This window comes from Maribacter chungangensis (assembly GCF_042676845.1).
Lineage (GTDB): Bacteria > Bacteroidota > Bacteroidia > Flavobacteriales > Flavobacteriaceae > Maribacter > Maribacter chungangensis.
Map to the genome: position 1 here is coordinate 82,012 of NZ_JBHTHY010000003.1, position 23,736 is coordinate 105,747.

General features: G+C 41.8%; 23 protein-coding genes. 15 read left to right on the plus strand and 8 right to left on the minus strand.

What is annotated here, in order from left to right; genetic code table 11:
* Window positions 1-111: 111 nt before the first annotated feature.
* From ACFQZJ_RS00405 to ACFQZJ_RS00435, 7 genes are read left to right on the plus strand one after another with little or no spacing between them, the layout of a single operon-like run.
* On the plus strand, window positions 112-1,575 hold the full coding sequence (locus ACFQZJ_RS00405) for a lipopolysaccharide biosynthesis protein (RefSeq protein ID WP_379931567.1): 1,464 nt from the start codon (window positions 112-114) through the stop codon (window positions 1,573-1,575).
* Window positions 1,572-2,006 carry a dUTP diphosphatase gene (dut, locus tag ACFQZJ_RS00410; protein ID WP_379931568.1) on the plus strand — a complete coding sequence of 145 codons (435 nt, stop codon included), beginning with the start codon at window positions 1,572-1,574 and terminating at the stop codon, window positions 2,004-2,006. The genes ACFQZJ_RS00405 and dut overlap by 4 nt, the downstream gene beginning before the upstream one ends.
* Before the next feature lie 35 nt (window positions 2,007-2,041).
* The gene (locus ACFQZJ_RS00415; protein WP_379931569.1) at window positions 2,042-2,989 is read left to right on the plus strand and encodes a tetratricopeptide repeat protein; all 948 of its coding nucleotides are present in this window, start codon (window positions 2,042-2,044) and stop codon (window positions 2,987-2,989) included.
* A gap of 8 nt (window positions 2,990-2,997) precedes the next feature.
* Entirely contained in the window at window positions 2,998-3,777 is a 780-nt protein-coding gene (locus ACFQZJ_RS00420; RefSeq protein ID WP_379931570.1) for a DUF4292 domain-containing protein, read from the plus strand.
* A gap of 25 nt (window positions 3,778-3,802) precedes the next feature.
* A complete protein-coding gene (locus ACFQZJ_RS00425) occupies window positions 3,803-4,507 on the plus strand; it encodes a murein hydrolase activator EnvC family protein (RefSeq protein ID WP_379931571.1) in 705 nt (234 codons plus the stop codon).
* A complete protein-coding gene (locus ACFQZJ_RS00430; RefSeq protein WP_379931572.1) occupies window positions 4,497-5,018 on the plus strand; it encodes a murein hydrolase activator EnvC family protein in 522 nt (173 codons plus the stop codon). The genes ACFQZJ_RS00425 and ACFQZJ_RS00430 overlap by 11 nt, the downstream gene beginning before the upstream one ends.
* A gap of 9 nt (window positions 5,019-5,027) precedes the next feature.
* Complete coding sequence (locus tag ACFQZJ_RS00435; protein ID WP_379931573.1) at window positions 5,028-5,873, plus strand: aldo/keto reductase; 846 nt, start codon at window positions 5,028-5,030, stop codon at window positions 5,871-5,873.
* Here ACFQZJ_RS00435 and ACFQZJ_RS00440 read toward each other — a convergent pair.
* From ACFQZJ_RS00440 to ACFQZJ_RS00450, 3 genes are all read right to left on the minus strand, one after another.
* Window positions 5,870-6,385 carry an acyl-CoA thioesterase gene (locus ACFQZJ_RS00440; RefSeq protein WP_379931574.1) on the minus strand — a complete coding sequence of 172 codons (516 nt, stop codon included), beginning with the start codon at window positions 6,383-6,385 and terminating at the stop codon, window positions 5,870-5,872. The genes ACFQZJ_RS00435 and ACFQZJ_RS00440 overlap by 4 nt on opposite strands.
* A gap of 286 nt (window positions 6,386-6,671) precedes the next feature.
* Window positions 6,672-7,067: a VOC family protein gene (locus ACFQZJ_RS00445; protein WP_379931575.1), complete on the minus strand. Its 396-nt coding sequence runs from the start codon at window positions 7,065-7,067 to the stop codon at window positions 6,672-6,674.
* A gap of 179 nt (window positions 7,068-7,246) precedes the next feature.
* Window positions 7,247-8,206 carry an HU domain-containing protein gene (locus ACFQZJ_RS00450; RefSeq protein ID WP_379931576.1) on the minus strand — a complete coding sequence of 320 codons (960 nt, stop codon included), beginning with the start codon at window positions 8,204-8,206 and terminating at the stop codon, window positions 7,247-7,249.
* A gap of 91 nt (window positions 8,207-8,297) precedes the next feature.
* Between ACFQZJ_RS00450 and dprA the strand changes: the two genes are divergently transcribed.
* From dprA to ACFQZJ_RS00465, 3 genes are all read left to right on the plus strand, one after another.
* Complete coding sequence (gene dprA, locus ACFQZJ_RS00455; protein WP_379931577.1) at window positions 8,298-9,416, plus strand: DNA-processing protein DprA; 1,119 nt, start codon at window positions 8,298-8,300, stop codon at window positions 9,414-9,416.
* Window positions 9,417-9,759: 343 nt separating this feature from the next.
* Complete coding sequence (locus tag ACFQZJ_RS00460) at window positions 9,760-10,950, plus strand: hypothetical protein (protein ID WP_379931578.1); 1,191 nt, start codon at window positions 9,760-9,762, stop codon at window positions 10,948-10,950.
* A gap of 125 nt (window positions 10,951-11,075) precedes the next feature.
* Window positions 11,076-11,831: an FKBP-type peptidyl-prolyl cis-trans isomerase gene (locus ACFQZJ_RS00465; RefSeq protein ID WP_379931579.1), complete on the plus strand. Its 756-nt coding sequence runs from the start codon at window positions 11,076-11,078 to the stop codon at window positions 11,829-11,831.
* A gap of 138 nt (window positions 11,832-11,969) precedes the next feature.
* Here the strand turns inward: ACFQZJ_RS00465 and trpS are convergent, their stop codons facing one another.
* Window positions 11,970-12,938 (minus strand): tryptophan--tRNA ligase, encoded by a 969-nt coding sequence (gene trpS, locus ACFQZJ_RS00470; protein WP_379931580.1) that lies wholly within the window; start codon window positions 12,936-12,938, stop codon window positions 11,970-11,972.
* 71 nt (window positions 12,939-13,009) lie between these two features.
* Here trpS and ACFQZJ_RS00475 point away from each other — a divergent pair, with 71 nt between their 5' ends.
* The gene (locus ACFQZJ_RS00475; RefSeq protein WP_379931581.1) at window positions 13,010-13,741 is read left to right on the plus strand and encodes a lysophospholipid acyltransferase family protein; all 732 of its coding nucleotides are present in this window, start codon (window positions 13,010-13,012) and stop codon (window positions 13,739-13,741) included.
* Between the two features lie 9 nt (window positions 13,742-13,750).
* Here the strand turns inward: ACFQZJ_RS00475 and ACFQZJ_RS00480 are convergent, their stop codons facing one another.
* From ACFQZJ_RS00480 to recA, 4 genes are all read right to left on the minus strand, one after another.
* On the minus strand, window positions 13,751-15,373 hold the full coding sequence (locus ACFQZJ_RS00480) for an outer membrane beta-barrel protein (protein WP_379931582.1): 1,623 nt from the start codon (window positions 15,371-15,373) through the stop codon (window positions 13,751-13,753).
* Window positions 15,374-15,408: 35 nt separating this feature from the next.
* Window positions 15,409-15,972: an RNA polymerase sigma factor gene (locus ACFQZJ_RS00485; protein ID WP_379931583.1), complete on the minus strand. Its 564-nt coding sequence runs from the start codon at window positions 15,970-15,972 to the stop codon at window positions 15,409-15,411.
* A gap of 24 nt (window positions 15,973-15,996) precedes the next feature.
* Window positions 15,997-16,419, minus strand: coding sequence for a hypothetical protein (locus ACFQZJ_RS00490; protein WP_379931584.1), 423 nt, complete (start codon window positions 16,417-16,419; stop codon window positions 15,997-15,999).
* Window positions 16,420-16,503: 84 nt separating this feature from the next.
* Window positions 16,504-17,511 (minus strand): recombinase RecA, encoded by a 1,008-nt coding sequence (gene recA / locus ACFQZJ_RS00495; protein WP_379931585.1) that lies wholly within the window; start codon window positions 17,509-17,511, stop codon window positions 16,504-16,506.
* 627 nt (window positions 17,512-18,138) lie between these two features.
* Between recA and trhO the strand changes: the two genes are divergently transcribed.
* From trhO to ACFQZJ_RS00515, 4 genes are all read left to right on the plus strand, one after another.
* Entirely contained in the window at window positions 18,139-19,170 is a 1,032-nt protein-coding gene (gene trhO, locus ACFQZJ_RS00500) for an oxygen-dependent tRNA uridine(34) hydroxylase TrhO (RefSeq protein WP_379931586.1), read from the plus strand.
* Window positions 19,171-19,581: 411 nt separating this feature from the next.
* Window positions 19,582-20,817 (plus strand): PSP1 domain-containing protein, encoded by a 1,236-nt coding sequence (locus tag ACFQZJ_RS00505; RefSeq protein ID WP_379931587.1) that lies wholly within the window; start codon window positions 19,582-19,584, stop codon window positions 20,815-20,817.
* On the plus strand, window positions 20,810-21,295 hold the full coding sequence (locus ACFQZJ_RS00510) for a gliding motility lipoprotein GldH (protein ID WP_379931588.1): 486 nt from the start codon (window positions 20,810-20,812) through the stop codon (window positions 21,293-21,295). The genes ACFQZJ_RS00505 and ACFQZJ_RS00510 overlap by 8 nt, the downstream gene beginning before the upstream one ends.
* A 4-nt stretch (window positions 21,296-21,299) precedes the next feature.
* Window positions 21,300-23,642 (plus strand): penicillin-binding protein 1A, encoded by a 2,343-nt coding sequence (locus tag ACFQZJ_RS00515; RefSeq protein WP_379931589.1) that lies wholly within the window; start codon window positions 21,300-21,302, stop codon window positions 23,640-23,642.
* Window positions 23,643-23,736 lie beyond the last annotated feature (94 nt).

Genomic DNA, 23,736 nt, shown 5'->3' on the forward strand with positions numbered 1-23,736 from the left:
GTAGGATATGAATGCCGTATCTATATTTAGCCTTTTTGAACGGGTTTCCCTTAAAACTAAGTTTGTTTACAGAGTGTAAATAGGTACTTTTAAGGCTTCAATACAATATGCTTGAATCCACTTAAAAAACTTTTTCAGCAAACCGCCATTTATGGGCTTGCAACCGTGCTGCCCAGAATGCTCAATGTGATATTGGTTCCGATTTACACGGCGGTAATGCTTCCGGAATCTTACGGAGAAGTGATAGTGATATTTGCTTACTTTGCAATCTTTAATGTGTTCTTGGCTTATGGAATGGAAACCACTTTTTTCCGTTTCTATAAAGAAACGGACCAGCGAAAAAAAGTAGTCACCACGTCTTTGCTTTCCATTTTAGCCACAACGCTGTCTTTTCTAATTGTAGGGTTTCTTTTTAAAAGTAGTCTGTCTCAACTTCTTGAGATAAAATCCAAGTATATCGGTTATGTTTTTGGAATTTTGGCCTTGGATGCCTTGGCAATTATACCTTTTGTTTGGCTAAGGGCCAATGAAAAGCCAATGCGTTTTGCCGCTGTTAAAATTCTGAATGTGTGTTTGAACCTAGGCCTAAATCTTTTTTTTCTCGTAGCACTACCAAATTGGGTTTCTCCAGAAGGTACCGGTCTGTTCAACAGTATCTATATCGAAGACTTTGAAATATCGTATATATTGATTTCTAATTTGGTAGCAAGTGGGGTAACCCTAGTACTTTTGCTACCGGTATACTTAAGAAGGCCTTATGTTTTTGACCCATGGCTTTGGAAACGTATGATGCGGTACGCCATGCCGGTGCTTGTAGCCGGCATAGCATTTACGGTTAATGAAGTATTGGATAAAATTCTGTTGGAACGATTATTACCAGATGAAATCGCTAGTGCCGAGGTAGGAAAATATGGGGCGTGTATAAAATTGGCCGTTTTTATGACCCTGTTCGCAACCGCTTTTAGAATGGGGATAGAGCCTTTTTTCTTTAGCCATTCGGATTCTAAAAATCCGCAAAAGGCCTATGCCCAGATTACCAATTACTTTGTGGTATTGGGAAGTGTTATTTTGTTGGCCGTAGTGGTTTTTGCAGATGTGCTAAAAGAACTTTTTGTGCGGGACGAAGCCTATTGGGATGCCATGCCGGTAGTCCCTATTATTTTATTGGCTGCTTTCTTTCTCGGTATTTACCACAACCTATCGGTTTGGTACAAGGTAACGGACCGCACGAAATTTGGCGCCTACATCTCTATGATCGGTGCCGTGCTTACCATTATTATCAATTTTGCCCTCATACAATATTTTAGCTATATGGCATCGGCTATTGCAACCTTGGTGGCCTACGGTAGCATGATGGCACTTTCGTTTTATTTTGGGCGTATGTACTATCCTATTCCTTACAATTTCAGAAAAATTGGTTTTTATTTAGGAGTTTCAATCGGTTTTTCAATCCTGTCATTTTATATTTTTGATAGGAATTTGATCGTTGGCATCGTTCTGCTGCTCCTTTTTCTGGGAATGGTCTATAAATTAGAAGCGGACAACCTAAAAAAAATATTTTTTAAACAGACATGAAAATTAAACTTATAAACAGATCGGCACACGAATTGCCACATTACGAAACAAACGCTTCGGCCGGGATGGATTTGCGGGCCAACTTAACCGAGGCGGTTACTTTAGAGCCGATGCAACGAGCAATCATAAAAACGGGACTTTTTATGGAGCTTCCCGTAGGTTATGAAGCACAAGTAAGACCACGGAGTGGGTTGGCGGCCAAAAAAGGCATTACGGTTTTAAATGCACCTGGCACCATTGATGCCGATTATAGGGGCGAAATAGGCGTGATTTTGGTAAACCTGTCCAATGAGGCTTTTGTTATTGAAAACGGGGAGCGTATTGCCCAAATGGTAATTGCCAAGCACGAACGGGCAGAATGGGAGTCGGTAGAAGAACTCTCCGATACGGCAAGGGGAGAAGGAGGTTTCGGGAGTACCGGGGTCAAATAAACGCCCCTGACCCTCATAATGGGAATGCATAGAGAATGATAAATAAATATATTTTTTCAGTGTTAGTTGTGGGAATATGGATGGTTCCCAGCTATTTCCATGCCCAAGAAGAACAGGAAATCCAAGTAGAAGAAAGTGCCGAGGTCTTTCTGGAAGATTATTCCGATGAATTCCAAGAAAACTTCTTCGAAGGCCTTAAACAAAAAGGCATACAGAACTACGATAGGGCAATTAATTATTTATTGGAATGCAAACGCCTACAACCGGACAATGCCGCGGTTGTCCATGAGTTGGCAAAACTATATTTTTTAGATAAAAACTATACGGAATCATTGGTTTATGCGGTTGATGCCGTTTCAAGCATCCCCGATAATTACTGGTACTTGTATACGCTAATGACTACGTTAAAGAATCAAGGGAATACTATAGGCAGTGTAGCGAAAGATATTCCAATGACCAATCCTATCCTAACCGAAAATTTGGCTAAAATTTACTATGGTCAGGAAAATTACGAAGAGGCCTTGACCCTAGTTTCGGCTTTAAAACCGTCCAAGAGTGTGAGCCTATTGGCGCAAAAAATTAAGGATGCCATTGCCTTAAAGGAAAAAAGCAATAATACCCTATCCTACACTACCACGGTCATTGTTAATAACACGGCAACAAATGAGTTGGAGAGCTATAAGACCAGAATCCGTGGGCTGCTTATGATGCCGTCCGGCGATGCACTGATATTACAGGTTTCCGAAGAAGCCTTGGAAAAGTACCCCGCCCAACCTTATTTTTATTATGCCAATGGATATGCACTTAACAAAAAGGGCAAGCATAGGGAAGCAATAGAAGTGTTGGAAACGGCCTTGGACTATATGCTTGCCGATATTTCCTTGGCAAATAAGATTTATACCGAACTCTCCACAGCATATAATGCAATCTCAAATCCTTCAAAGGCAAATATGTACCTTCGTAAGGTAAAACCCGGATTTTAACTATGAAAATGAGTTTGAAACAATGTATAAGGGCATCGGTGTATATGCTTTTAACCGTATTGATATGCTCTTGCAAAGGTGCTAAAGTAGTAGCCGATAGCAGTATAGATGAACGTCTCTCCGCAAAAGCGGTCATTAGGACGCACTACCAAAATAAAACAGATTTCAAAACCCTTAGAGGCAAGTTGAAAATTGACTACACCAATGGCGATGATGCGCAAAGTTTTACGGTCAGCCTTCGGATGGAAAAAGATCAGGGTATATGGATCAGTGCCCCTTTTGGAATAGTAAAAGCTTACATTACTCCGGACCGGGTTTCTTTTTACAATAAATTAGAAAATGAGTATTTTGACGGAAATTTCTCTTATTTGAGTCAGCTTTTGGGAACGGAGTTAGACTTTTATAGTGTACAAAATCTGCTTTTGGGAGAAGCCATTTTCGATTTAAAAAAGGACAAATACCTGCTAAGTACCACCGATGTTAATTACCGACTTACCCCTAAAACCGAAAGGGAACTATTTAAGGTGCTTTTGCAGATAGAACCTAAAAACTTCAAGATGGCCACACAGCAAGTGTCGCAACCAGCAAAAGGCAGGATGCTACAAATCAATTATAAAAATTACCAAAAAGTAGGGCCAACGGTATGGCCAAATCAAATTTTTATTAATGCGATGGATGGTACTACCGAAAATACAATAACTTTGGAGTACAGAAATTTGGAATTGAACCAAAAACTGAACTTTCCATATACCATACCAAGAGGTTTTAAAGAAATTGTGCTAGAATAACATGGGTCTAAAAACTGGTTTACGGTTGTTTTTTATACTGTTGTTGACCGCTACGGTGCAGACTTCCTATGCGCAGACCACCGAACAAAAGGCCCTTGAGGAAAAGCGCGCAAAGCTCCAACAGGAAATTAGGGATATTAACCGCCTACTTTTTGCCGAAAAGAAGGAAAAAGGAAGTGTCTTGGAACAAATGGAAGCTTTGGACAAAAAAATCACCGTGCGCCAAGAGTTGATTCGGGTAACCAACCAACAGTCCAATTTGCTCAATAGGCAGATCAGTACCAATATCAGGAACATAGGAAAGTTAAAGGAAGAGCTAGGCCGGATAAAAGACGAATATGCGACCATGGTGCAAAAATCCTATCAGAACAGATCCAAACAGAACAGGTTGATGTTTCTCCTATCCTCCGAAAGTTTTTTTCAGGCTTTTAAAAGGCTACAATACATAAAACAATACACGGATTACAGAAGGGAGCAGGGAGAGCAAATAGTAGTCAAAACCGATGAACTAGCACGTTTAAACAGTGATTTGAACGAAGAACGAAAGGTAAAGGAGGTTTTATTGGCGCAAAACCGTAAAGCAAAGGATGAACTCTTTGGTGAAATTCAAGATCAAAAGGCGCTTTTGGCTACCATTCGCAAAAATGAATCGAAGTATACCAGTGCCATATCCCAAAAAAAAGCGGGAGGCCAAGAAGATAGACCAACAAATAGAGAAATTGATACGTAGTGCCATTGCGGCATCCAATAAAAAATCAGGAGTTACAACAAAGGCAAAGGCTTCCACTAGTGAGTTTGTACTTACTCCGGAGGCAACGATAGTTGCAAACAACTTTTCTGCCAACAAGGGCAAGCTTATTTGGCCTGTAGAAAAGGGGATAAAAAGTCAGGGCTTCGGTATTTACAAGGACCCTATCTATCCAGGAATTAAACATGAGAGCAATGGAGTTATCATCGCTACGGATTCCGGTGCCAAGGCGAGGGCTATTTTTGAAGGCGAGGTAATCGCCATTCTTTCGGTTCCCGGCGGCAACAAAGGGGTACAGATCAAGCACGGAAACTTTATCAGTACGTATTATAACCTAAATCAATTGTTCGTTAAAAAAGGGGATAAGGTAGCTACTAAACAGGAATTGGGTACGGTTTTCACCAATACGGCCAACGGCCAAACACGGTTAAAGTTTTACCTGTATCAGAATACCTCTAAACTAAACCCGGAAGAGTGGGTGTATCAATTATAATCACATAGGATGATGAAGCACAAAGCGATTACCGATATCCAGGGTCATTTCACCCTTCATAACGGGGTAAAGATGCCCTATTTAGGTTTGGGTACCTATCAAGCCGATAACGAGGACGAAGTAGTCAATTCTGTTAAAACCGCATTGGATTTGGGGTATCGGCACATCGATACGGCATCTGTCTATAAGAACGAGGAAGGTGTAGGGAAAGGAATTAAGGCAAGTGGCTTACCTAGGGAGGACATTTTTGTGGTCTCTAAAGTCTGGAATTCGGATCAAGGGTATGAAAGCACGCTACAGGCTTTTCAGGACAGTTTGGACCGGTTACAACTGGACTATCTGGACCTGTATCTGATACATTGGCCCGTAAAAGGGAAATACAAGGAGACGTGGCGGGCTTTGGAGTACTTATATGCCAACAAAAAGGTCAGGGCCATAGGTGTAAGTAATTTTCTTCAACACCATTTGGAAGACTTAATGGCCGATGCCAAGGTAGTTCCTATGGTGAATCAAATGGAATTTCATCCCTATCTCGTTCAGCAGGAATTGATTGATTTTTGCAATAAAAACACCATTCAGTACGAGGCTTGGTCGCCCTTTATGGTCGGGAAAGTGTTCGAATTGGATTTTTGTAAGGATTTAGCCAAGAAACATGGGAAATCCATAGCACAGATTATCCTGCGCTGGAACCTTCAAAAAGGAGTGGTTACCATTCCGAAGTCGGTCAATGAATCCAGAATTGCAGCCAATGCGGAAATTTTTGATTTTGAATTGCCCAAAGAAGATGTAGCCTATTTGGACAGTTTGGACCGTGATGAACGCACAGGCGCCCATCCCGATCATTTTGATTTTTAGGCTCCCATAAACAACGCCTTCAGTTCCGTCGCCTCATCTGGCTTCATTTTACCCGCAAGTACCAAACTAAGTTGTTTTCTGCGCAGGGCACCGGCAAAGCGTTCTTTTTCCAAATCGGTTTCTGGGGCCAATCGGGGGACCTCGGTAGGTTTTCCGGTGTCGTCAACGGCCACAAAGGTGTATATCGCCTCGTTCGCTTTTGTCCGTTCGCCACTAAAGCGATCTTCCATCCACACATCAATATACACTTCCATTGAAGTCTTAAAAGCACGTGAAACTGCAGCTTCCACCGTAACAACACTACCTACGGGTACCGCTCTGTTGAAGGCCACATGGTTTACGGACGCCGTAACGGTGATGCGCCTACTATGACGTCTTGCAGCGATACTGGCCGCACGATCCATACGTGCCAGCAGCTCGCCGCCGAACAGATTGTTCAACGGGTTGGTCTCGCTAGGGAGCACCATATCGGTCATGGTGGTTCTAGAGGCAGAAGGTGATTTTGATTCCATTCAAAAAATTGTTTTTGCAAAGGTAAGGGCAAAAAAAGGATAGGGTATAGAATTTGCAATATTTTGGCAGAAAGCAAATGTATTTTCCTGGTAAAAAAAGTAGCCTAAGAAATAGATTTTAACTTTGTACAGGTCAAAAAAGCACAAATATCGGTCAGAACGCAATCGAAGACCTAAAAATCTAAAGGCGAAGTCGTATTTCGACTACGCTCAATAGGACAATTAACTCTAAATTAAATTTTGTCTTGTACCAAAAGCAGCTACTATAACCGGTGGGATTTAGGGTCTATTTTGCTGTCATAGGGGTACAGATTTCTATAAGGAATCCGTTGTTGTCTAGAACATACCCTACTTTTTGACCCCATGGCTTTTGCGTAATAGGTTCATATTCCGTTGCCCCGGCAGTAATTGCTTTTTTGAAATCGGCCTCAATGTTTACTGTTGTAAATGCCAGTTCCACGCCAAGGGGTTTTCCGGAATTCGGTATTTTTTCAAAACCTTTCTTAAAATTTGAATTTCCTAATTCTGTTGAAGCAAATGCTATGGTGGTCTCTCCTGTGAGCAGCTCCCCATAGTCGTTTTCGGGTGTGATGAATTTTCGTTGGAACCCAAAGGCTTTTTCGTAGAATTCGATGGATTGCGGAACATCGGGCACATACATAATGGTATAGGCGTATTTCATAATTGTTGCTTAGTTGAAGGTATTGACGGGAATAAACCATGTGGAGTAATTCATAATGAAATTACACCTACGTTCTTACCTTACGTAAATAAAAATGTTTAAATACTGCTCATAAAAAGGGTTATCTCCTGTTTTAAACAACAGTAAATAAGAGACCTATTATGGGGTAGGGTACTTCCTTATTTTTCCGAAAGCAACCACGCATCCGAGGATTCGGTACGTTTTATTTGTCGTAAGGCTTCCAGCGCATCTTGGGCATTGTCACTTCGATCATAGGTTACCATGTGCAGGCCATAGGCATTGGTGCCATAGTAGGCGGCATTATACCCTTTGTTCTGTAATTCGCTTACTTTTCTATCCGCATTGGCCTTTATTCTAAATGCCCCTGCAACGATGTGATGTTTGGCGGTAATAACCTCTTTTTCACGTATAGAAACCGCATTTACGTTTACCGTGGGCAGTTCTAAAGGTGTGGTGTCAAAAAAAGTAGCCTCCTGTATCTGTTTTGTTACCTGCTTTTGGGCATCCTGCCGTGCTAATTGCTCATTGGCCTGCCTATTGTTGTAGATGTTGTATCCTGCAAGTCCGGTAGAGATGGCGAGCAGAAAAATGGCCGCGTACTTTAAATAAGGTCTAAAGGAACCGGTTTTGCGTTGTTCCGGACTTATGATAAAAGGTATTTTCTCTTCTATGGCAACCACCTCTTCCTTTAAAACCTCCCGCGTAACGGGTATGGCGTTGAATGGTGCCAAACCAAAAGATTCCGTAAGGTAATTTACTTCCAAATAGGGTTGGAACTGAATTTTACCTTCTGCATTCGTCCATAATAAACCTATTTGCGGCAGACTTAATTTCTCGCCGCTGTCCAGTAAGGCCGTCCATTGTTTGGCAATTTCCTCTATATTGGAGAGTACGGTTTCAAAAGGCAGTTTTTCGGCCGCTGCAATGTGGGACACTAAAAGTCCGTCGTTGGAAGTCAGCTGTTGGTTGAAACCGATTGATTTTGTCGGCGTAAAAAATGTGTTGGTGGTATCGTTGATTCGCGCAGAGGTACGCTGTGTAAGGAAGGCCCCAAATGAGGGGACTGCCACACAGTTATACCTGTAAAGCAATTCGCCGATATAGTGTTCTAGTACCATATAGGACAAATATCAAAAAAAATAGGGGGCTTAAAAACCCTTGCCCTAACTTTTTATTAACATTAATTTTTGTGGTATTTTGCACTTACTGATGATAAAACTCCAACACACTACGGATGAGCTTATTGCAATGTTAAGACTGCAACATGTTCCTAATATTGGCGATGTTATGGCGAAAAGACTTATTGCGCATTGCGGTAGTCCATCGGCCATTTTCGAAGCTAAACGGAACCAGCTGCTCCAGATAGATGGTATTGGTACGCATACCATTAAATACCTGTTCGATGCGGAACATCTGGAGGCCGCGGAAAAGGAACTCCTGTTCATAACCTCCAATAATGTTGAGTGGACATACTTTGAGGATGCCGACTATCCGCAGTATTTAAAACACTGCATCGATAGTCCTATTTTACTTTTTAGAAAAGGGAATGTCAATTTAGAAGGGCGAAAACTCATTAGCGTGGTAGGCACGCGAAAAATTACCAGTTACGGCACCGCTTTCTGCGAACGTTTTATTGCCGATATTGCCCCGTTGAACCCAGTTATCGTAAGCGGATTTGCCTACGGTGTGGATATTTGTATACAGCGAGAAGCCGTAAAACAAGGCTTGCAGACCATCGGGTGCTTGGCGCATGGCCTCAACCAAATATATCCTAAATCACATGCCAAGTACCAGGCCGATGTTTGTAAAAATGGCGGATTCTATACCGAGTTTTGGAGCACCAGCAGCCCGGAACGCGAGAATTTCTTAAAACGCAACCGGATTATTGCAGGGATGAGCGAGGCTACCTTGGTGGTAGAATCGGCCGAAAAAGGCGGAAGCTTGGTTACCGCCGATATCGCCAATAGTTATAATAGGGATGTCTTTGCCGTGCCGGGAAGAACCTCCGACACCTATAGTTTGGGCTGCAACAATCTCATAAAACAACAGAAGGCGCATATACTTACCTCGGCAGCGGATCTGATCTATATTTTAGACTGGGATTTGGAGGAGCCAAGGGACAAAGCCATACAAAAACAATTATTTGTGGATTTGGACCACACCGAGCAGGCCATTTATAGCTATCTGCAACAAAACGGAAAGCAGCTTTTGGATAGCGTAGCGCTGTCCTGTAAAATTCCCATTTTTAAAGCCTCCTCTACTTTGTTGGCCATGGAAATGAAGGGTGTTATACGGCCTTTACCGGGAAAATTGTTCGAGGCGATTTAGCGATTTGACAAACCGATTGGTCTGTAAACCGAATTCCTTGCCCTATTTACGGTCATAATTAAGTAGTTTGCCCGATTGGCGTAATGATAAATCGGCTTTTTTAATCTATGCTTAGTTTGAAGCACCAAAGAAACCGACCGACTGGTTTAATTTCTATTTATGGTGGCTTAGCTTTATATCGGACTAGTATACAACCGTTGCGCAACTATAACTTCGTAGGAAAGCAGCCTTTTAAATGGAATATGTTTTGTTGTGTCCCTAATGGTTACATGATTATAAATATCATTATGGTTCTCCTTATAATGGCAAGTCAATATTCCTTATTTTTAAATAAAAAATCGACATGCGAAATGTTTTGATGCTGACCTTTATTGTTTCTTTTTGTTCTTTTGCCCAAACTTCCTATACGCCCGATAACGCTCTGCGAAAAGAAATTGCCAATACGCTTTGGGAAGCGCTCAAAGCCAAAACCCCGGCTACCGGAACTACCATGATGCAGTATTTGATGACGAGTGATGAGGTGTTTCAACTCTATGAAAACGCCGTAGGGAAGAACGGGATCAATCCTTATGAAATTGGGGTCGTTGCAGGCTTTGTAGAAGATGTGTGCAAGGAGGTAAGCTCAGGAGTGTCCATTACGGAAGCCGAATCTTTTGAGAACGTAAAAAAAATGCAATCGTACTACAAGGCTAACGGTATAGATGAGAATATGAGTAATCTGCAAAAGCAACGAAAGTATGACGTCTTAATACTCAAGACCATTTGGGTGGGCTCGGTTAACGAGCTGGAAAGTAAAAATAGTGTAGTTGCCAAAGCAATGGCTAAGGAGCTTCTGGCCGCGTCTCGCACAGGAGTTGCTACTGGCCCAAAATTGGAAACTACGGCTAGCATTCAAACTCCAAACCAAACGCCAAGCCCAAAGAAAACATCCAACACCAACATTGCAAATGGCAATACCATCAAAGATGTGGTAATGATTACCACAACATCTTATGGCTTGGGCGGCATGTATATTTCCAATGACGTATATGCTCTTTTTGCAAACGGGGAAAGCTTATACGAACCCTCGGAACCCTTGGAGACCATGGATGTTGACGCTTCCAAAAGAAAAAACCCGAAGCACTGGGATAGCTGGGAAATAAAAAACAATGTGTTCTACATTATCGATGGCCAAGATGGCGATGTTTCCGACTGGGAGACCTGGTTTAAAGTGTGTCCCGCCAAAAAAGGTTTTAGGATCAACGGTACATTTAAAACCTCGGACCCTTTTACAGGAGGCTCAATTATCAATTCCAGTATTGTTTATTTTGATGCGCAAGGGCGTTTTGAATGGAAGACCACTAAGGGCGGATTAGGCGGATGGAGACCGGTGTTGGTCAACAAAAACAGTTCCGGAACGTATACCATAGCGGATAGGACCATCACCTTAAACTACGGTAATGGCACTTCTGAGTCCCTATTTTTTGGTTTGTATCCAAAGGATGATGCTCATTTTATCATTGGTAGCAGCCATTTCTTACCTGTTAAGAAATAAGTGTTGGTAATTTTGGTAATTGCCTTTGATCAACACAAATGCCACGATAGTACGTTTATTGTCAACATAGGATTAATAATAACAGGTAGTTATTTCTTATTTTCGCACTCCATAAAAACAAACAGATGCAAAAATCAATTTTAGTCATAGCGGCGCTGTTCATTGCAGCGAACAGCTTTGCCCAAAAGAAAAAAGACCTTATAGCGGAGATAGAGGATTTAAAGGCCAAAGCCACTGAAATGCAGGCGCGGTTGAACGAAATTGCAAAAAGCAAGGAGCTGAACCTACAGGATAGCTTACAGCGTTTTAGTTATGCTTTTGGGACCAGTATCGGGAGCAACCTAAAAACGGTAGGGTTTGATTCCTTATCCTATAATGCCTTTGCCGCGGCCTTGGAAGATGCGATAAAAGGTCGTGAAAAAATGACGATGCAAGACGCGCAAATGTTGATCAAAACTACGATTCAGGCCAAGCAGGCAGAAATAGCCGAGGCACAAAGCAAGGAAGGCGAACTGTTTTTGGCGGATAACGGAAAAAGACCGGAGGTAGTTACCACGGAAAGTGGATTACAATACGAAATTCTTCAACAAGGGGATGGTCCGTTACCAACAACATCTGATAAAGTGAAAGTACATTACACGGGGACATTAATCGACGGAAGCGTCTTTGATAGTTCCATAGAACGTGGTGAACCTACAACATTCGGGGTTTCACAAGTCATTAGCGGTTGGACGGAAGCCTTGCTACTCATGCCCGTAGGGTCCAAATGGAAAGTCTTTATACCCCAAGATTTGGCGTACGGACCAAGAGGTGCCGGCGGAGGAGAAATACCTCCGTATGCTGCATTGATTTTTGAGATGGAATTGTTGGGGATAGAGTAAGGCCATCAAGTCCCAAATGGGAAACTACTACGCTTTTAAAATTTAGCTTTTAGTTAACCCTGAAGTATCAAGGAGTTCAAAGCTTTAATTTTGCACACCTTGATATTCAATTCCCCCTTCTTTAAAAGGCTAGGCTCCTCAATACCCCAACTTCTCTCTAACACGTTCCAAAACCCCATCCGCTACTTTTTTGGCTTTTTCGGCACCTAGGGCCAAGGCCTCGTCCACTTCGTTCAAGTGGTTCATATAATAATCGAACTTTTCGCGAGGCTCGTCGAATTTAGTAAGCATCAATTCGTAAAGTTCCTGTTTTGCATGGCCGTAGCCATAGTTTCCTGCCAAATATTTGGCGCTCATATCCTCTATTTGGGGCTGTGAGGCCAATAGTTTGTAAAGGGCAAATACATTGTCGTTCGTTGGGTCCTTAGGGTCTTCCATGGGAATACTGTCCGTTTGTATGCCCATGATCTGTTTACGGAGTTTTTTATCGGTCTGGAAAAGATTGATCAAGTTGCCCTTGCTCTTGCTCATTTTGGCGCCATCCGTTCCGGGAACGTACATGGTTTCTTCCTGTACCTTTCCCTCCGGCAAAACAAAGGTTTCGCCAAGTTGCGCATGAAAACGGGAAGCGACATCACGGGTCATTTCTAAATGCTGCATTTGGTCTTTCCCTACGGGAACAATGTTTGCATCGTACAAAAGAATATCCGCGGCCATGAGCATAGGGTAGGTGAATAGTCCGGCATTCACATCTTCCAAACGGTCCGACTTATCCTTAAAAGAATGTGCCAGCGTTAACCGTTGGTAGGGAAAAAAGCAACTTAGATACCAAGACAATTCCGTTACCTGTGGTACATCACTTTGTCTGTAGAAAACCGTCTTTTCTATATCCAATCCAAAGGCCAGCCACGTGGCTGCGGTGGCGTACGTATTATTGCGCAGTTCCTCCCCATTTTTTATTTGGGTAAGGGAATGCATATCCGCAATAAAGAGGAAGGATTCGTTTTTTGGGTCTTGCGCCATTTCGATGGCGGGGATAATGGCACCTAGGATGTTTCCTAAATGCGGGGTTCCCGTACTCTGTATACCTGTTAAAATTCTGGCCATTTGCTTTTATGATAAGAAAGCAAAGGTAAAACAAATCAAAAAAAAACGGTCAAAATCCCTATTTTTGATTCATGCTCAAAATCATGCGAAGTATTGGCCATGTGTTGTATCGGATCTGGTTTTATGTTTTGGTAGCGGTTCCGATACTTCTTTTTTTCCCCTTTCTGCTCCTATTTGCCTCAAAAGAGGCTTGGTATCCGCAATTTTTTTGGATGGCGCGTAATCTTTGGGCCAAGCCTATTCTTTATGGCATGGGCTGCCCGCCAAGAGTAACCTATGAACAGCGTTTGGACCGTAAGCGGAGTTATATGTTGGTGGCCAACCATACCAGTATGCTGGATATTATGCTAATGCTTTACGTAAGTAAGAATCCGTTTGTATTTGTGGGCAAAAAGGAATTGGTAAACATACCCTTGTTCGGGTTTTTCTATAAACGCGTATGTATTTTGGTAGACCGGGAGGATACTCGTAGCAGGACGGGTGTGTACCGCAGGGCACAAAAAAGGCTCAATCAAGGCTTAAGTATCTGTATTTTTCCCGAAGGCGGGGTACCGGAGGAACATATTGTGTTGGATAAATTTAAGGACGGTGCATTCAGAATGGCCATAAGCCATAACATAGCCGTGGTTCCCATGACCTTCTATGATAACAAAAAACGATTTTCATTTACCTTTTTCAGTGGAGGTCCAGGAGTAAGTAGGGCTAAAGTACATGAGTTTTTTGAGACCGGTATTTTAGCCCAAGATGATACTTCGACTTTACGGGAGGAAGTAAGGGAAGTAATTTTATCGGAATTAAATTAATTTAAATACTTAGAACCTAAAGTTAAGTCCACTATAAACACCCAAGGCGTATGGGTTAAAGGTGCCGTCCGTTTGCGAAAAGGTGTTCAGTTGATATTTGAAGACCGGTTCAATGTTCAAATGAATGTTGCGAGAAAATTTATAGTTGACCCCAAGTCCAAAATTTGCACTGAAATTAAGGTTGTTGAGGTTGTTTGCATCACCCATTTCTGTGGTAAGGTTGCCGGAGCTCAATACTACTGAATTATCTACCAGAAATAGCGAACTAACCCCTCCAATAACATTTAAACCGAACTTTTTGTCAATAAGGGCATAGTTTAATTCCACCGGTATTTCTAAATAGCCCATTTGTTGTGTCATAACACCGTCCCGTTCTATATTCTGAGAGGAGGAAAAGTCTAACGAAGATTGCGGTGCCTGTTCGCGAGCACTTCCTCCAGGTTTACTGGAGACCACCAAATTTCTAGAAGTTGTTCTGTAGTTTATATTGTCTATTTGTCCGTTCGTAGTGGCTATGGGTGAGGAAGAAAATGCAATGTCGTTGGTATCGTAGCCAAAGTCCACTTTATGAATTCCTGTCCGAACTTTAAGCTTGGAACTCAGTTCGTATCCAACGGATAGCCCGTAACTCATATTTACATTGCCCGACTTGGCATTGGGCACAAAAATAGAGTGTACCGAGGAACCTTCGCCCATGGCATTAAAGTAAACCGGAGCTACACTGGGTCCGGCGGACCATTTTTTAGTGGATGTCTCAGCAACTGCTTCCTTTTCTTTTTCTTGCCTTGTTATTTCGTCGAATATAGATTTTTTGTTGGTATCGGAGATATTATCGGCCTTTTGTTCCGTAGTGTTTTGTACTACTTGGGTTTCTTTGTTCTCAGAACCCATTTCCATTTTGACAATTGGATTTACGATTACATTTTCGGTGTTTTCACCTTCTTTTTTAGTTACATCATTGCTAGCAACCATTGTTTCCTCCTTATCCTTTATTGCCTTTTCATTCAGGGTAGGAGTGTTTATACCTTTTGAGGAAGGGTTTTTCGTTTTTTCGTTTTTAGCAACGTCAGAATCCGTTTTTAGGTTGTTCTGGTTGATGTCTTCATATTTTCTATCCTCACCTTTGTTCTGTTGCTTGGTCGTAACAATGGCTTCATTTTGTTTGAACCGGTCGTTACCGGTGATTGGTGTAACTTTTCGATTAGTTTTATTCGCGTTTTTAGAAGGTCTTCCTTCGGTTTTTTCAGTAGTTACAACTTGTATTTCCGAATTTTCGGAAGCCGGTGGAACTTCATCTTCTGTTTCTTTAGCTACAATGGTATGCTCATCAATTTGGTCTAGATCTAGAGTCTCCGGAGCGTTGTTTGGATTTGTTAAGGTGTCTGAACTGGGCTGTTCAACATCGGTTATGATTTGCTCTATATTGGTTTCGGTATCCAAAGGATTAAAAAGGAGCAAGCCTACCAACAATGCAGCGGCAATACCACCAAGTGACCACCACAGGGGCACTATTCGTTTTTTCTTTCTTTGGTCCAAAGAAGCTTCAATAGAAGCCCAGACCCGATCATCGGGAACTTCCTTGAAACCCAAGAGCTTCTCTTGGAACAGTTCGTCTATTTTCTTTTTGCTCATCTTTTCAAGCTTTATTTTTTATCGATTCCTAAGAATCAAAAACAATTCCCCAGTACCATGGCAATTCCTATGATGGTCTGGAAAATCTTTGTTTCGATTTTTTCTTTTAACAATACCCTAGCACGTGCTAGATTGGATTTGGAGGTGCCGGCTGTTGTACCTAACAATTCGCCGATCTCCTTATGTGTATGTCCGTCTAGCACATAAAGGTTGAATGTTGTTCTATATTTGTTCGGTAGTTCCTGTATGTAGCCCAACAAGGTCTGTAGGGGAATATCACTATCTTCCGTTTCTATCACCACCTCTTCTTCTGTGTTCTCATTTACAACATTTAGATAGGTTTCCTTCCTATGTTTTTGTAGCACCGTATTTACCGCTATACGTTTCATCCATCCTTCAAAAGAACCTTTAGAAGAAAACTGACCTATTTTTTCATATATGGTCATAAAACAATCATGCAGACTGTCTTCCGCTTCTGATTTATTGTTCGAATACTTTAGACAAATACCGTAGAGCACGGCGGAATACATACGATACAGGTGGGCTTGCGCCTTCCGATCGCCTTTCTTGCAAAGTAGTATGAGTTCTTCTTGACTCACTTAAAATTGGTTGGTTCGGTGTTTTTAGTTTACAGGTACATCTACCTCTAGAAATTCATGTTCGCCCTCACTATTTTCCCCTTGATAAAAGCGAAAGGTATAGGGCTGGTTATGAATAACGGTAAAATTAAAAGAAGCTTGCCCTTCAATGGATTCCTCGGAACAGCCTACTTGATCTGTTCTCACAGAGCCAATTGCCACTACGTTTCTTACCGTGGTATCTTCTTGTGTGACCTCAAATCCTTCAAAAAACGCACAATTGTTGGGTAAGGTATAGTCTACCGAAACTTCGTAGGTTTCGTTCAGTTCAAAAGCATCCGGTAATGTGGCGCTGTTTATGCGCAATGTGGCAAAATGAAAATTCTGTACATCATCATCATCAAGGGAGCAACCCCCTAGCAGTACTCCTGTACAAAACAGTAGGAGCATCAATTTTTTCCTCATCATAGCACTTTGTTTTTAGTTTTAAGATGAAAATTGTGCGCAAGGGTTGCGTGTAGTGTTTAAAAATTATTGGATAATGGCTATTCTTTAAGAGTTTATAGCTTTTATGGCTTCACGGATTTTACCGTCCAATTCTTCAAATAGCTCAGGATTGTCCAGTAACAGGGCTTTTACCGCATCCCTACCTTGCCCAAGTTTTGTATCTCCATAGCTAAACCAGGAACCGGCTTTTTTAATGATTTCGTATTCCACTCCAAGATCAATGATTTCACCTACTTTGGATATGCCAACACCGTACATAATATCAAATTCCGTAGTTCGGAATGGTGGTGCCACCTTATTTTTAACCACCTTAACTCGCGTCTTGTTTCCTTGTACGTTGCCATCGGTGTCTTTTATCTGTGTAGACCTTCTGATATCCAACCGAACCGAAGCATAAAATTTAAGGGCGTTACCGCCTGTTGTCGTTTCCGGGTTGCCGAACATTACCCCAATTTTTTCTCGTAGTTGGTTGATGAAGATGACCGTACAGTGGGTTTTACTAATGGAACCCGTGAGTTTTCGCAGTGCTTGGGACATCAAACGAGCGTGCAGTCCCATTTTGGAGTCGCCCATTTCCCCTTCGATTTCACTTTTAGGTGTCAACGCGGCAACGGAATCCACAACAACTATGTCTATAGCACCGGAGCGTATAAGGTTATCCGCAATTTCCAAGGCCTGTTCCCCATTGTCCGGCTGTGATATGATTAGGTTATCGATGTCCACCCCTAGTTTTTCTGCATAAAACCGGTCAAAAGCGTGTTCTGCATCGATAAAAGCGGCAATACCACCATTTTTTTGAGCCTCCGCAATAGCGTGCAGGGTCAATGTGGTTTTACCCGATGATTCCGGACCGTAGATTTCGATTACCCTTCCACGAGGGTAGCCGCCTACGCCCAAAGCAATATCAAGACCCAGTGATCCAGAAGGAATTACCTCGACATCGGCAACAACGCTGTCTCCCATTTTCATGACAGCGCCCTTTCCATAGGTTTTGTCCATTTTATCAAGGGTAAGTTTAAGGGCTTTTAATTTTGCTTCTTTTTCGGAACTCATAGTGTGTAATTTTTAATATTCAGAATACGGTTAGGCTCAGCGGAACGGAGCTTTCTCAAAGTCCCGTGCACGAGTGTGTTTTCACATAGTTTGCATAGCGGTAAGCCATTAAATAATTATGGAATGCTAAATTAACATTTCTTTTTTCAAATGATTGTTGTAAGGTCAAATTTGTTTGAAAGTATCCGCTTTAAAACAAGGATTGGGCATCCTAACTATGTATAGAAGCAAATGACCGAACATTCACATTTAAATCAGCGACCAAATGGTATTTCGATGTAAGAAGATAGTTTTGTGAGCAACTAAAAACCATGTTTAAGAGGTTTGTGATTAAAAAAATAAGCAACCCTACGCAACCCTTTGGTAAAATTATCATCTAACAAGTATAAAATTGGTTAAAATGTTGGTTTCGTTGTGTTTTACAACGATATTTTGGTGGCTATCTCCTTTTTAAGTATGCTAAATGTTGCTATGAAGAAGAAAAAATGGAATAGCCGATAAAGAGTCTTGGGAAACCAGGGCTCTTTTTAGTTGCGGCGGTAAGCCCTGCCAAAAACAAGGGTTTATGCTTAAATTTTGGTACCTTTGTTTTCTTAATAGATACTTTAACTTAAATATTGGTATAGCATGCAACTGTACAATACATTAAGTGCGAAGGAAAGGGCGGCATTAATAAAGGAAGCCGGCAAAGAACGCCTAACGATCTCTTTCTACCAGTACGCACATATTGGAAATACATCCATCTTCAGAAACCATTTATTTATTCATTGGGATGCCCTAGAGGTATTAGGGCGCATCTATGTTGCGCACGAAGGCATTAATGCACAATTATCCGTACCGGCCGATAATTTTGATGCCTTTAAGGGGCACTTGGACAGTATTTCCTTTTTGCAGGGCGTACGTCTCAACATCGCCATTGAACAGGACAATATGTCGTTCCTAAAACTCAAGATCAAGGTAAGGCACAAGATTGTTGCAGACGGACTCAACGACGCTTCTTTTGATGTGACCAATAAAGGGGTTCATGTAAACGCCGTGGAGTTCAATCAGCTTATCGAAGATCCGGACACTGTTTTAGTAGACATGCGCAACCATTATGAAAGTGAAATAGGACACTTTAAGAATGCCATTACGCCGGATGTGGACACCTTTAGGGATTCCTTGGATATCATAGAGAATGACTTAGCGGATCATAAAGAAGATAAAAAGTTGGTGATGTACTGCACCGGAGGCATACGCTGCGAGAAGGCGAGTGCCTATTACAAGCACAAAGGGTTTAAACAGGTGTACCAACTGGAAGGGGGTATTATCGAATATGCGAGACAAGTAGAAAATTTGCAGTTGGAAAATAAGTTCAAAGGCAAGAATTTCGTGTTCGATCACCGCCGTGGCGAGCGAATATCGGAAGACGTGATTGCGAACTGTCACCAATGTGGCGAACCATGTGACGAGCATGTAAACTGTGCCAATGAAGCCTGTCATCTTTTGTTCATACAATGTGCCTCCTGCGCCGATAAAATGAACGACTGTTGTTCCGATGCCTGTAAAACCGTTCACGAACTCCCTTTTGAAGAACAAAAGGTGCTACGAAGAGGGAAAACGGTAAGTAACAAAATTTTTAAAAAGGGGCGTTCGGAGGTGTTGAAGTTTAAGAAATAAGCATCTTTTTTTTCAGGCAAAGATTCAGGAAAATTAGGGTTTTAAAAGAAAATACTACGTATTCAAGGAAAAATAAAGTGATGCTATTTTTACTGTATTTAATCAGTAAGGTATAACACATTTTTTAAAAGTATAAAAATTTGACATCGAATACATAGTTTTTATTTTCACTACCCACTACCCACTACCCACTACCCACTACCCACTACCCACTACCCACTACCCACTACCCACTACCCACTACCCACTACCCACTACCCACTACCCACTACCCACTACCCACTACCCACTACCCACTACCCACTTGTACTTCACATCAAAAAAACAGTATCTTTACAATTAGTATTTTATTTTTTTACGAACCTTAATCCGGAAAACCACTTGTTTTCTGGAGTCAATTTATATACAAATATGGGGTGTAGCAGTTGTTCTACCGGTAAGGATGGACAACCTAAGGGATGCAAGAACAATGGCACTTGCGGTACGGATGGTTGCAATAAATTAACAGTTTTCGATTGGCTTTCTAACATGTCGCTTCCCAGTGGGGAAAAACCTTTTGACTTTGTAGAGGTGCGATTTAAAAATAGTAGAAAAGAGTTTTTTCAAAATACAGAAAATCTTTCACTTTCTATTGGCGATGTGGTGGCTACACAGGCCTCTTCCGGTCACGATATCGGTATGGTTACTTTAACCGGAGAGCTGGTACGTGTGCAGATGAAGCGTAAAAAAGAAGATTTTAAAAAAGAGGATTATCCAAAAGTTTATAGAAAAGCCTCTCAAAAGGATATTGATACCTGGCAGAAATGCAGGAACAGGGAAGAAGAAATTAAAAAAAGAGCCCGTGAAATCGCGATTATCCTAGAGCTTCAAATGAAGATTTCAGATGTGGAGTTTCAAGGTGATGGTTCCAAGGCCACATTTTATTATACGGCAGAGGATCGTGTAGATTTTAGGCAGCTTATCAAGGATATGGCCAAAGCTTTTGGCATTCGGATAGAAATGCGCCAAATAGGCTACAGGCAAGAGGCACAGCGCTTAGGGGGTATCGGTTCCTGTGGCCGGGAACTTTGCTGTTCTACATGGCTTCATGATTTTAGGTCCGTTAGTACCTCTGCAGCGCGGTATCAGCAATTATCCTTAAACCCCCAGAAACTTGCGGGACAATGTGGTAAGCTTAAGTGCTGCCTTAACTATGAACTGGATGTTTATTTGGATGCGTTAAAGGATTTTCCATCCCAAGAAACCAGATTGTTTACCGAAAAAGGACTGGCCTTTTGTCAAAAAACGGATATTTTTAAACAACAATTGTGGTTTTCCTATAAAGACGAACCCGCAAACTGGCACGTACTTTCCAAAGATCAGGTCAACGAAATTTTGGATAAGAACAAGAAAAAGGAGAAAGTACCCAGTTTAGAGGGCTATGCCGTGGATAATGTGGTGGAGGAAAAAGTGGTTTTCGAAAATGTTGTTGGCCAGGATAGTCTTACACGTTTTGATAGGCCAAAGAATAAAGGCAATCGTAACCGAAACAGGAATAAAAACAAAAGTAGGGCCAATAATAACAATACTAGTGGCGGGAATAAAAGAAAAAACAATACTAGAAGGAAGAAGAATACGAATAGAAAAGCAAAGCCCAGGAATGAATAGGCTCATGTATCTTTTTCTAGTGGCCAGTTTAGCAATATCTTGCACCACTGATGTTGTTAGTACTGAATATAGGAGTTTGAAAGGAGCCGTTTGGAACAAGGACGATGTTAAGCAGTTTACCTTTTCCGGTCTGGATTCCTTGCAGTCTTACAACGTATTTATCAATATTAGAAATGACCAAAACTTTCCATACAGCAACCTTTTTTTAATTGCCTCCTTGAACACACCGGAGGGAGAAGTTGTACAGGACACTTTGGAATACACCATGGCTTTGCCAGACGGTACATGGCTAGGAAAGGGAAGTGGCAGTATTAAGGAGAATAAATTATGGTACAAGGAAAACATCGTTTTTTCTACTTCTGGCGTATATACCTTAGAGATTTCACATGCAATGCGTAAAAACGGAAACGTTTCCGGTATCGTAGGATTGGAAGGCATTACCGATGTAGGCATTGAAATAACAAAACACATCCCCTAATTCAATGGCAAAAACGGTTAAAAAGAAAGCACCACAAGGGTTTTTAAAGTATATAAAATGGTTTTGGATACTATTTGTTTCTGGAATTGCGTTGTTCGCCCTACTTTTCTTATCAGCTTCCTGGGGCCTCTTCGGCGAGCTGCCTCCTTATGAGTATTTAGAGAATCCGCAGACCAATTTGGCATCGCAGATCGTGTCTTCGGACGGTGAGTTGTTGGGTAAATTTTACTTGGACGATAACAGGACGGATGTAACCTACGATGAACTTCCGGAAAACTTGGTCAATACCCTCATTGCCAGTGAGGATATTCGTTTTAGGGAGCATTCCGGTATAGATGCAAGGGGTACGCTTAGGGCTGCTTTTTACCTGGGAAAACGAGGTGGGGCAAGTACCATTACCCAGCAATTGGCACGGCAACTTTTTGTAGGTGTTAGGTCTAGAAATAAATTGGAGACCATTCAACAAAAACTCAAGGAATGGGTTTTGGCTACCCGTTTGGAACGCAGCTACACCAAAGAGGAAATCATTGCCATGTACCTTAACATTTATGATTTTGGGAACAATGCCGATGGTATTCGTTCCGCATCCCGGATTTATTTTGGCAAGGAACCAAAGGATTTAAAGGTAGAGGAATCTGCCATGCTGGTAGGAATGTTGCAGAATTCTTCACTTTTTAACCCGTTACGAAGAGAGGAAATCACCTTGAAAAAACGAAATATCGTATTGGGGCAATTAGCACGATACGATTATATTACCGAGCAGGAGCGAGACTCGCTTCAAGCTTTAAAAATGGATATCAATTTTAATCCGGAAAGCCATAGAGAAGGTTTGGCTACGTATTTTAGAATGTACCTGCAACGTTTTATGAAGGGTTGGATAGATAAGAACCCAAAACCGGCAAGGGAAGGTGAACGGGACCGTTACAATCTATATTTGGATGGATTAAAAATCTATACGACCATTGATTCCAGAATGCAGCTGAATGCCGAAGAAGCGGTTACAGAGCACATGGAGCGTTTACAGGCCGAGTTTTTTGTACAGAACACCAAAGAACGAAATCCTACGACCCCATTCTTGGATTTGACCCCTGAAGAAACGAATGGTATAATGGAGCGTGCCATGAAAACTTCGGAACGTTGGCGCAAAATGAAAGATGCCGGTAAATCCGAAAAGGAAATCCGGGAATCTTTCACCAAAAAGACGGAGATGACTGTTTTTGACTGGAAAAGTGATACCCGGGAGAAAGATACCATACTTACCCCTCTGGATTCCATTCGGTACTACAAAACTTTTTTAAGAGCTTCCATGATGTCCATGGAGCCACAATCCGGTCACGTAAAAGCCTGGGTTGGCGGTGTAGACTATAAGCATTTTCAATATGATAATGTTATACAGGGTGCACGGCAGGCAGGATCTACGTTTAAACCTTTTGTTTATGCCGCAGCCATTGATCAACTGCGATTATCACCATGTGAAACTTTGCCAGATACCCAATACTGTATTGAGGCAGGGAAACATGGAAACTTGGAACCTTGGTGTCCTAGAAATTCTGATTTCAAATACTCTGGTAAGGATATGACGTTAAAATACGCGTTGGCAAATTCGGTAAATACGGTAACGGCACAACTTATAGACAAGGTGGGCCCAAAGTCAGTGGTCTCCATAGTTAAGAATTTAGGCTTCACCAATGAAATTCTACCTGTCCCTGCCATAGCCTTGGGAACAGAGTTGGTTAATGTTTATGAAATGGTGGGTGCTTACGGTGCCTTTGCCAACCAAGGGGTATATGTAAAACCCGTAATGGTTACCCGTATAGAAGATAAAAATGGGGCTGTACTATATGAGTATGTTCCGGAAACCAAAGATGTTTTAAGTAAGGAAGTGTCCTATGCCATGGTAGATTTGATGAAAGGTGTTACCCAAGGAGGTTCGGGAACACGCTTACGGCATAATTATAACAGGAACAACACGGTTTATAAAGAGGTGATGACTGGCTATCCTTATGAACTTTCAAACCCTATTGCGGGTAAGACCGGTACCACCCAGAACAACAGTGATGGCTGGTTTATGGGGATGGTGCCCAATCTGGTTACCGGAGTCTGGGTAGGCGGGGAAGAACGGTCCGTACACTTTAAGAATATTGCGTACGGTCAGGGTGCTACCATGGCATTACCCATCTGGGGACTCTATATGAAAAAGAACTATGCAAACGAGGAGCTGGGTATATCCACGGACGATTTTGAGAAACCAGAGAACATGTCCATTGAGACCGATTGCGCAAAATTCAATGAAGGCCAACAAAAAGATGTTGATTTAGAAGAGGATTTGGAAGATTTGGATTTTTAAGTCCGATGAAATAAAAATACTTTACAGTTTTTGATCAAAAAAGACCCCGCCTTATACGGGGTCTTTTTTTTGGGAATACAGTAATATAAGCTGT

Excerpts from the sequence above, each read along its gene's own strand:
- dprA (WP_379931577.1), top strand. The coding sequence starts at position 8,298 with ATGATAAAACTCCAACACACTACGGATGAGCTTATTGCAATGTTAAGA.
- ACFQZJ_RS00505 (WP_379931587.1), top strand. The coding sequence starts at position 19,582 with ATGGGGTGTAGCAGTTGTTCTACCGGTAAGGATGGACAACCTAAGGGA.
- ACFQZJ_RS00465 (WP_379931579.1), top strand. The coding sequence starts at position 11,076 with ATGCAAAAATCAATTTTAGTCATAGCGGCGCTGTTCATTGCAGCGAAC.
- recA (WP_379931585.1), bottom strand. The coding sequence starts at position 17,511 with ATGAGTTCCGAAAAAGAAGCAAAATTAAAAGCCCTTAAACTTACCCTT.
- ACFQZJ_RS00420 (WP_379931570.1), top strand. The coding sequence starts at position 2,998 with ATGAGTTTGAAACAATGTATAAGGGCATCGGTGTATATGCTTTTAACC.
- ACFQZJ_RS00515 (WP_379931589.1), top strand. The coding sequence starts at position 21,300 with ATGGCAAAAACGGTTAAAAAGAAAGCACCACAAGGGTTTTTAAAGTAT.
- ACFQZJ_RS00510 (WP_379931588.1), top strand. The coding sequence starts at position 20,810 with ATGAATAGGCTCATGTATCTTTTTCTAGTGGCCAGTTTAGCAATATCT.
- trpS (WP_379931580.1), bottom strand. The coding sequence starts at position 12,938 with ATGGCCAGAATTTTAACAGGTATACAGAGTACGGGAACCCCGCATTTA.
- ACFQZJ_RS00435 (WP_379931573.1), top strand. The coding sequence starts at position 5,028 with ATGATGAAGCACAAAGCGATTACCGATATCCAGGGTCATTTCACCCTT.
- ACFQZJ_RS00490 (WP_379931584.1), bottom strand. The coding sequence starts at position 16,419 with ATGATGAGGAAAAAATTGATGCTCCTACTGTTTTGTACAGGAGTACTG.
- ACFQZJ_RS00415 (WP_379931569.1), top strand. The coding sequence starts at position 2,042 with ATGATAAATAAATATATTTTTTCAGTGTTAGTTGTGGGAATATGGATG.
- dut (WP_379931568.1), top strand. The coding sequence starts at position 1,572 with ATGAAAATTAAACTTATAAACAGATCGGCACACGAATTGCCACATTAC.
- ACFQZJ_RS00445 (WP_379931575.1), bottom strand. The coding sequence starts at position 7,067 with ATGAAATACGCCTATACCATTATGTATGTGCCCGATGTTCCGCAATCC.
- ACFQZJ_RS00480 (WP_379931582.1), bottom strand. The coding sequence starts at position 15,373 with ATGAGCAAAAAGAAAATAGACGAACTGTTCCAAGAGAAGCTCTTGGGT.
- ACFQZJ_RS00440 (WP_379931574.1), bottom strand. The coding sequence starts at position 6,385 with ATGGAATCAAAATCACCTTCTGCCTCTAGAACCACCATGACCGATATG.
- ACFQZJ_RS00460 (WP_379931578.1), top strand. The coding sequence starts at position 9,760 with ATGCGAAATGTTTTGATGCTGACCTTTATTGTTTCTTTTTGTTCTTTT.
- ACFQZJ_RS00475 (WP_379931581.1), top strand. The coding sequence starts at position 13,010 with ATGCTCAAAATCATGCGAAGTATTGGCCATGTGTTGTATCGGATCTGG.
- trhO (WP_379931586.1), top strand. The coding sequence starts at position 18,139 with ATGCAACTGTACAATACATTAAGTGCGAAGGAAAGGGCGGCATTAATA.
- ACFQZJ_RS00450 (WP_379931576.1), bottom strand. The coding sequence starts at position 8,206 with ATGGTACTAGAACACTATATCGGCGAATTGCTTTACAGGTATAACTGT.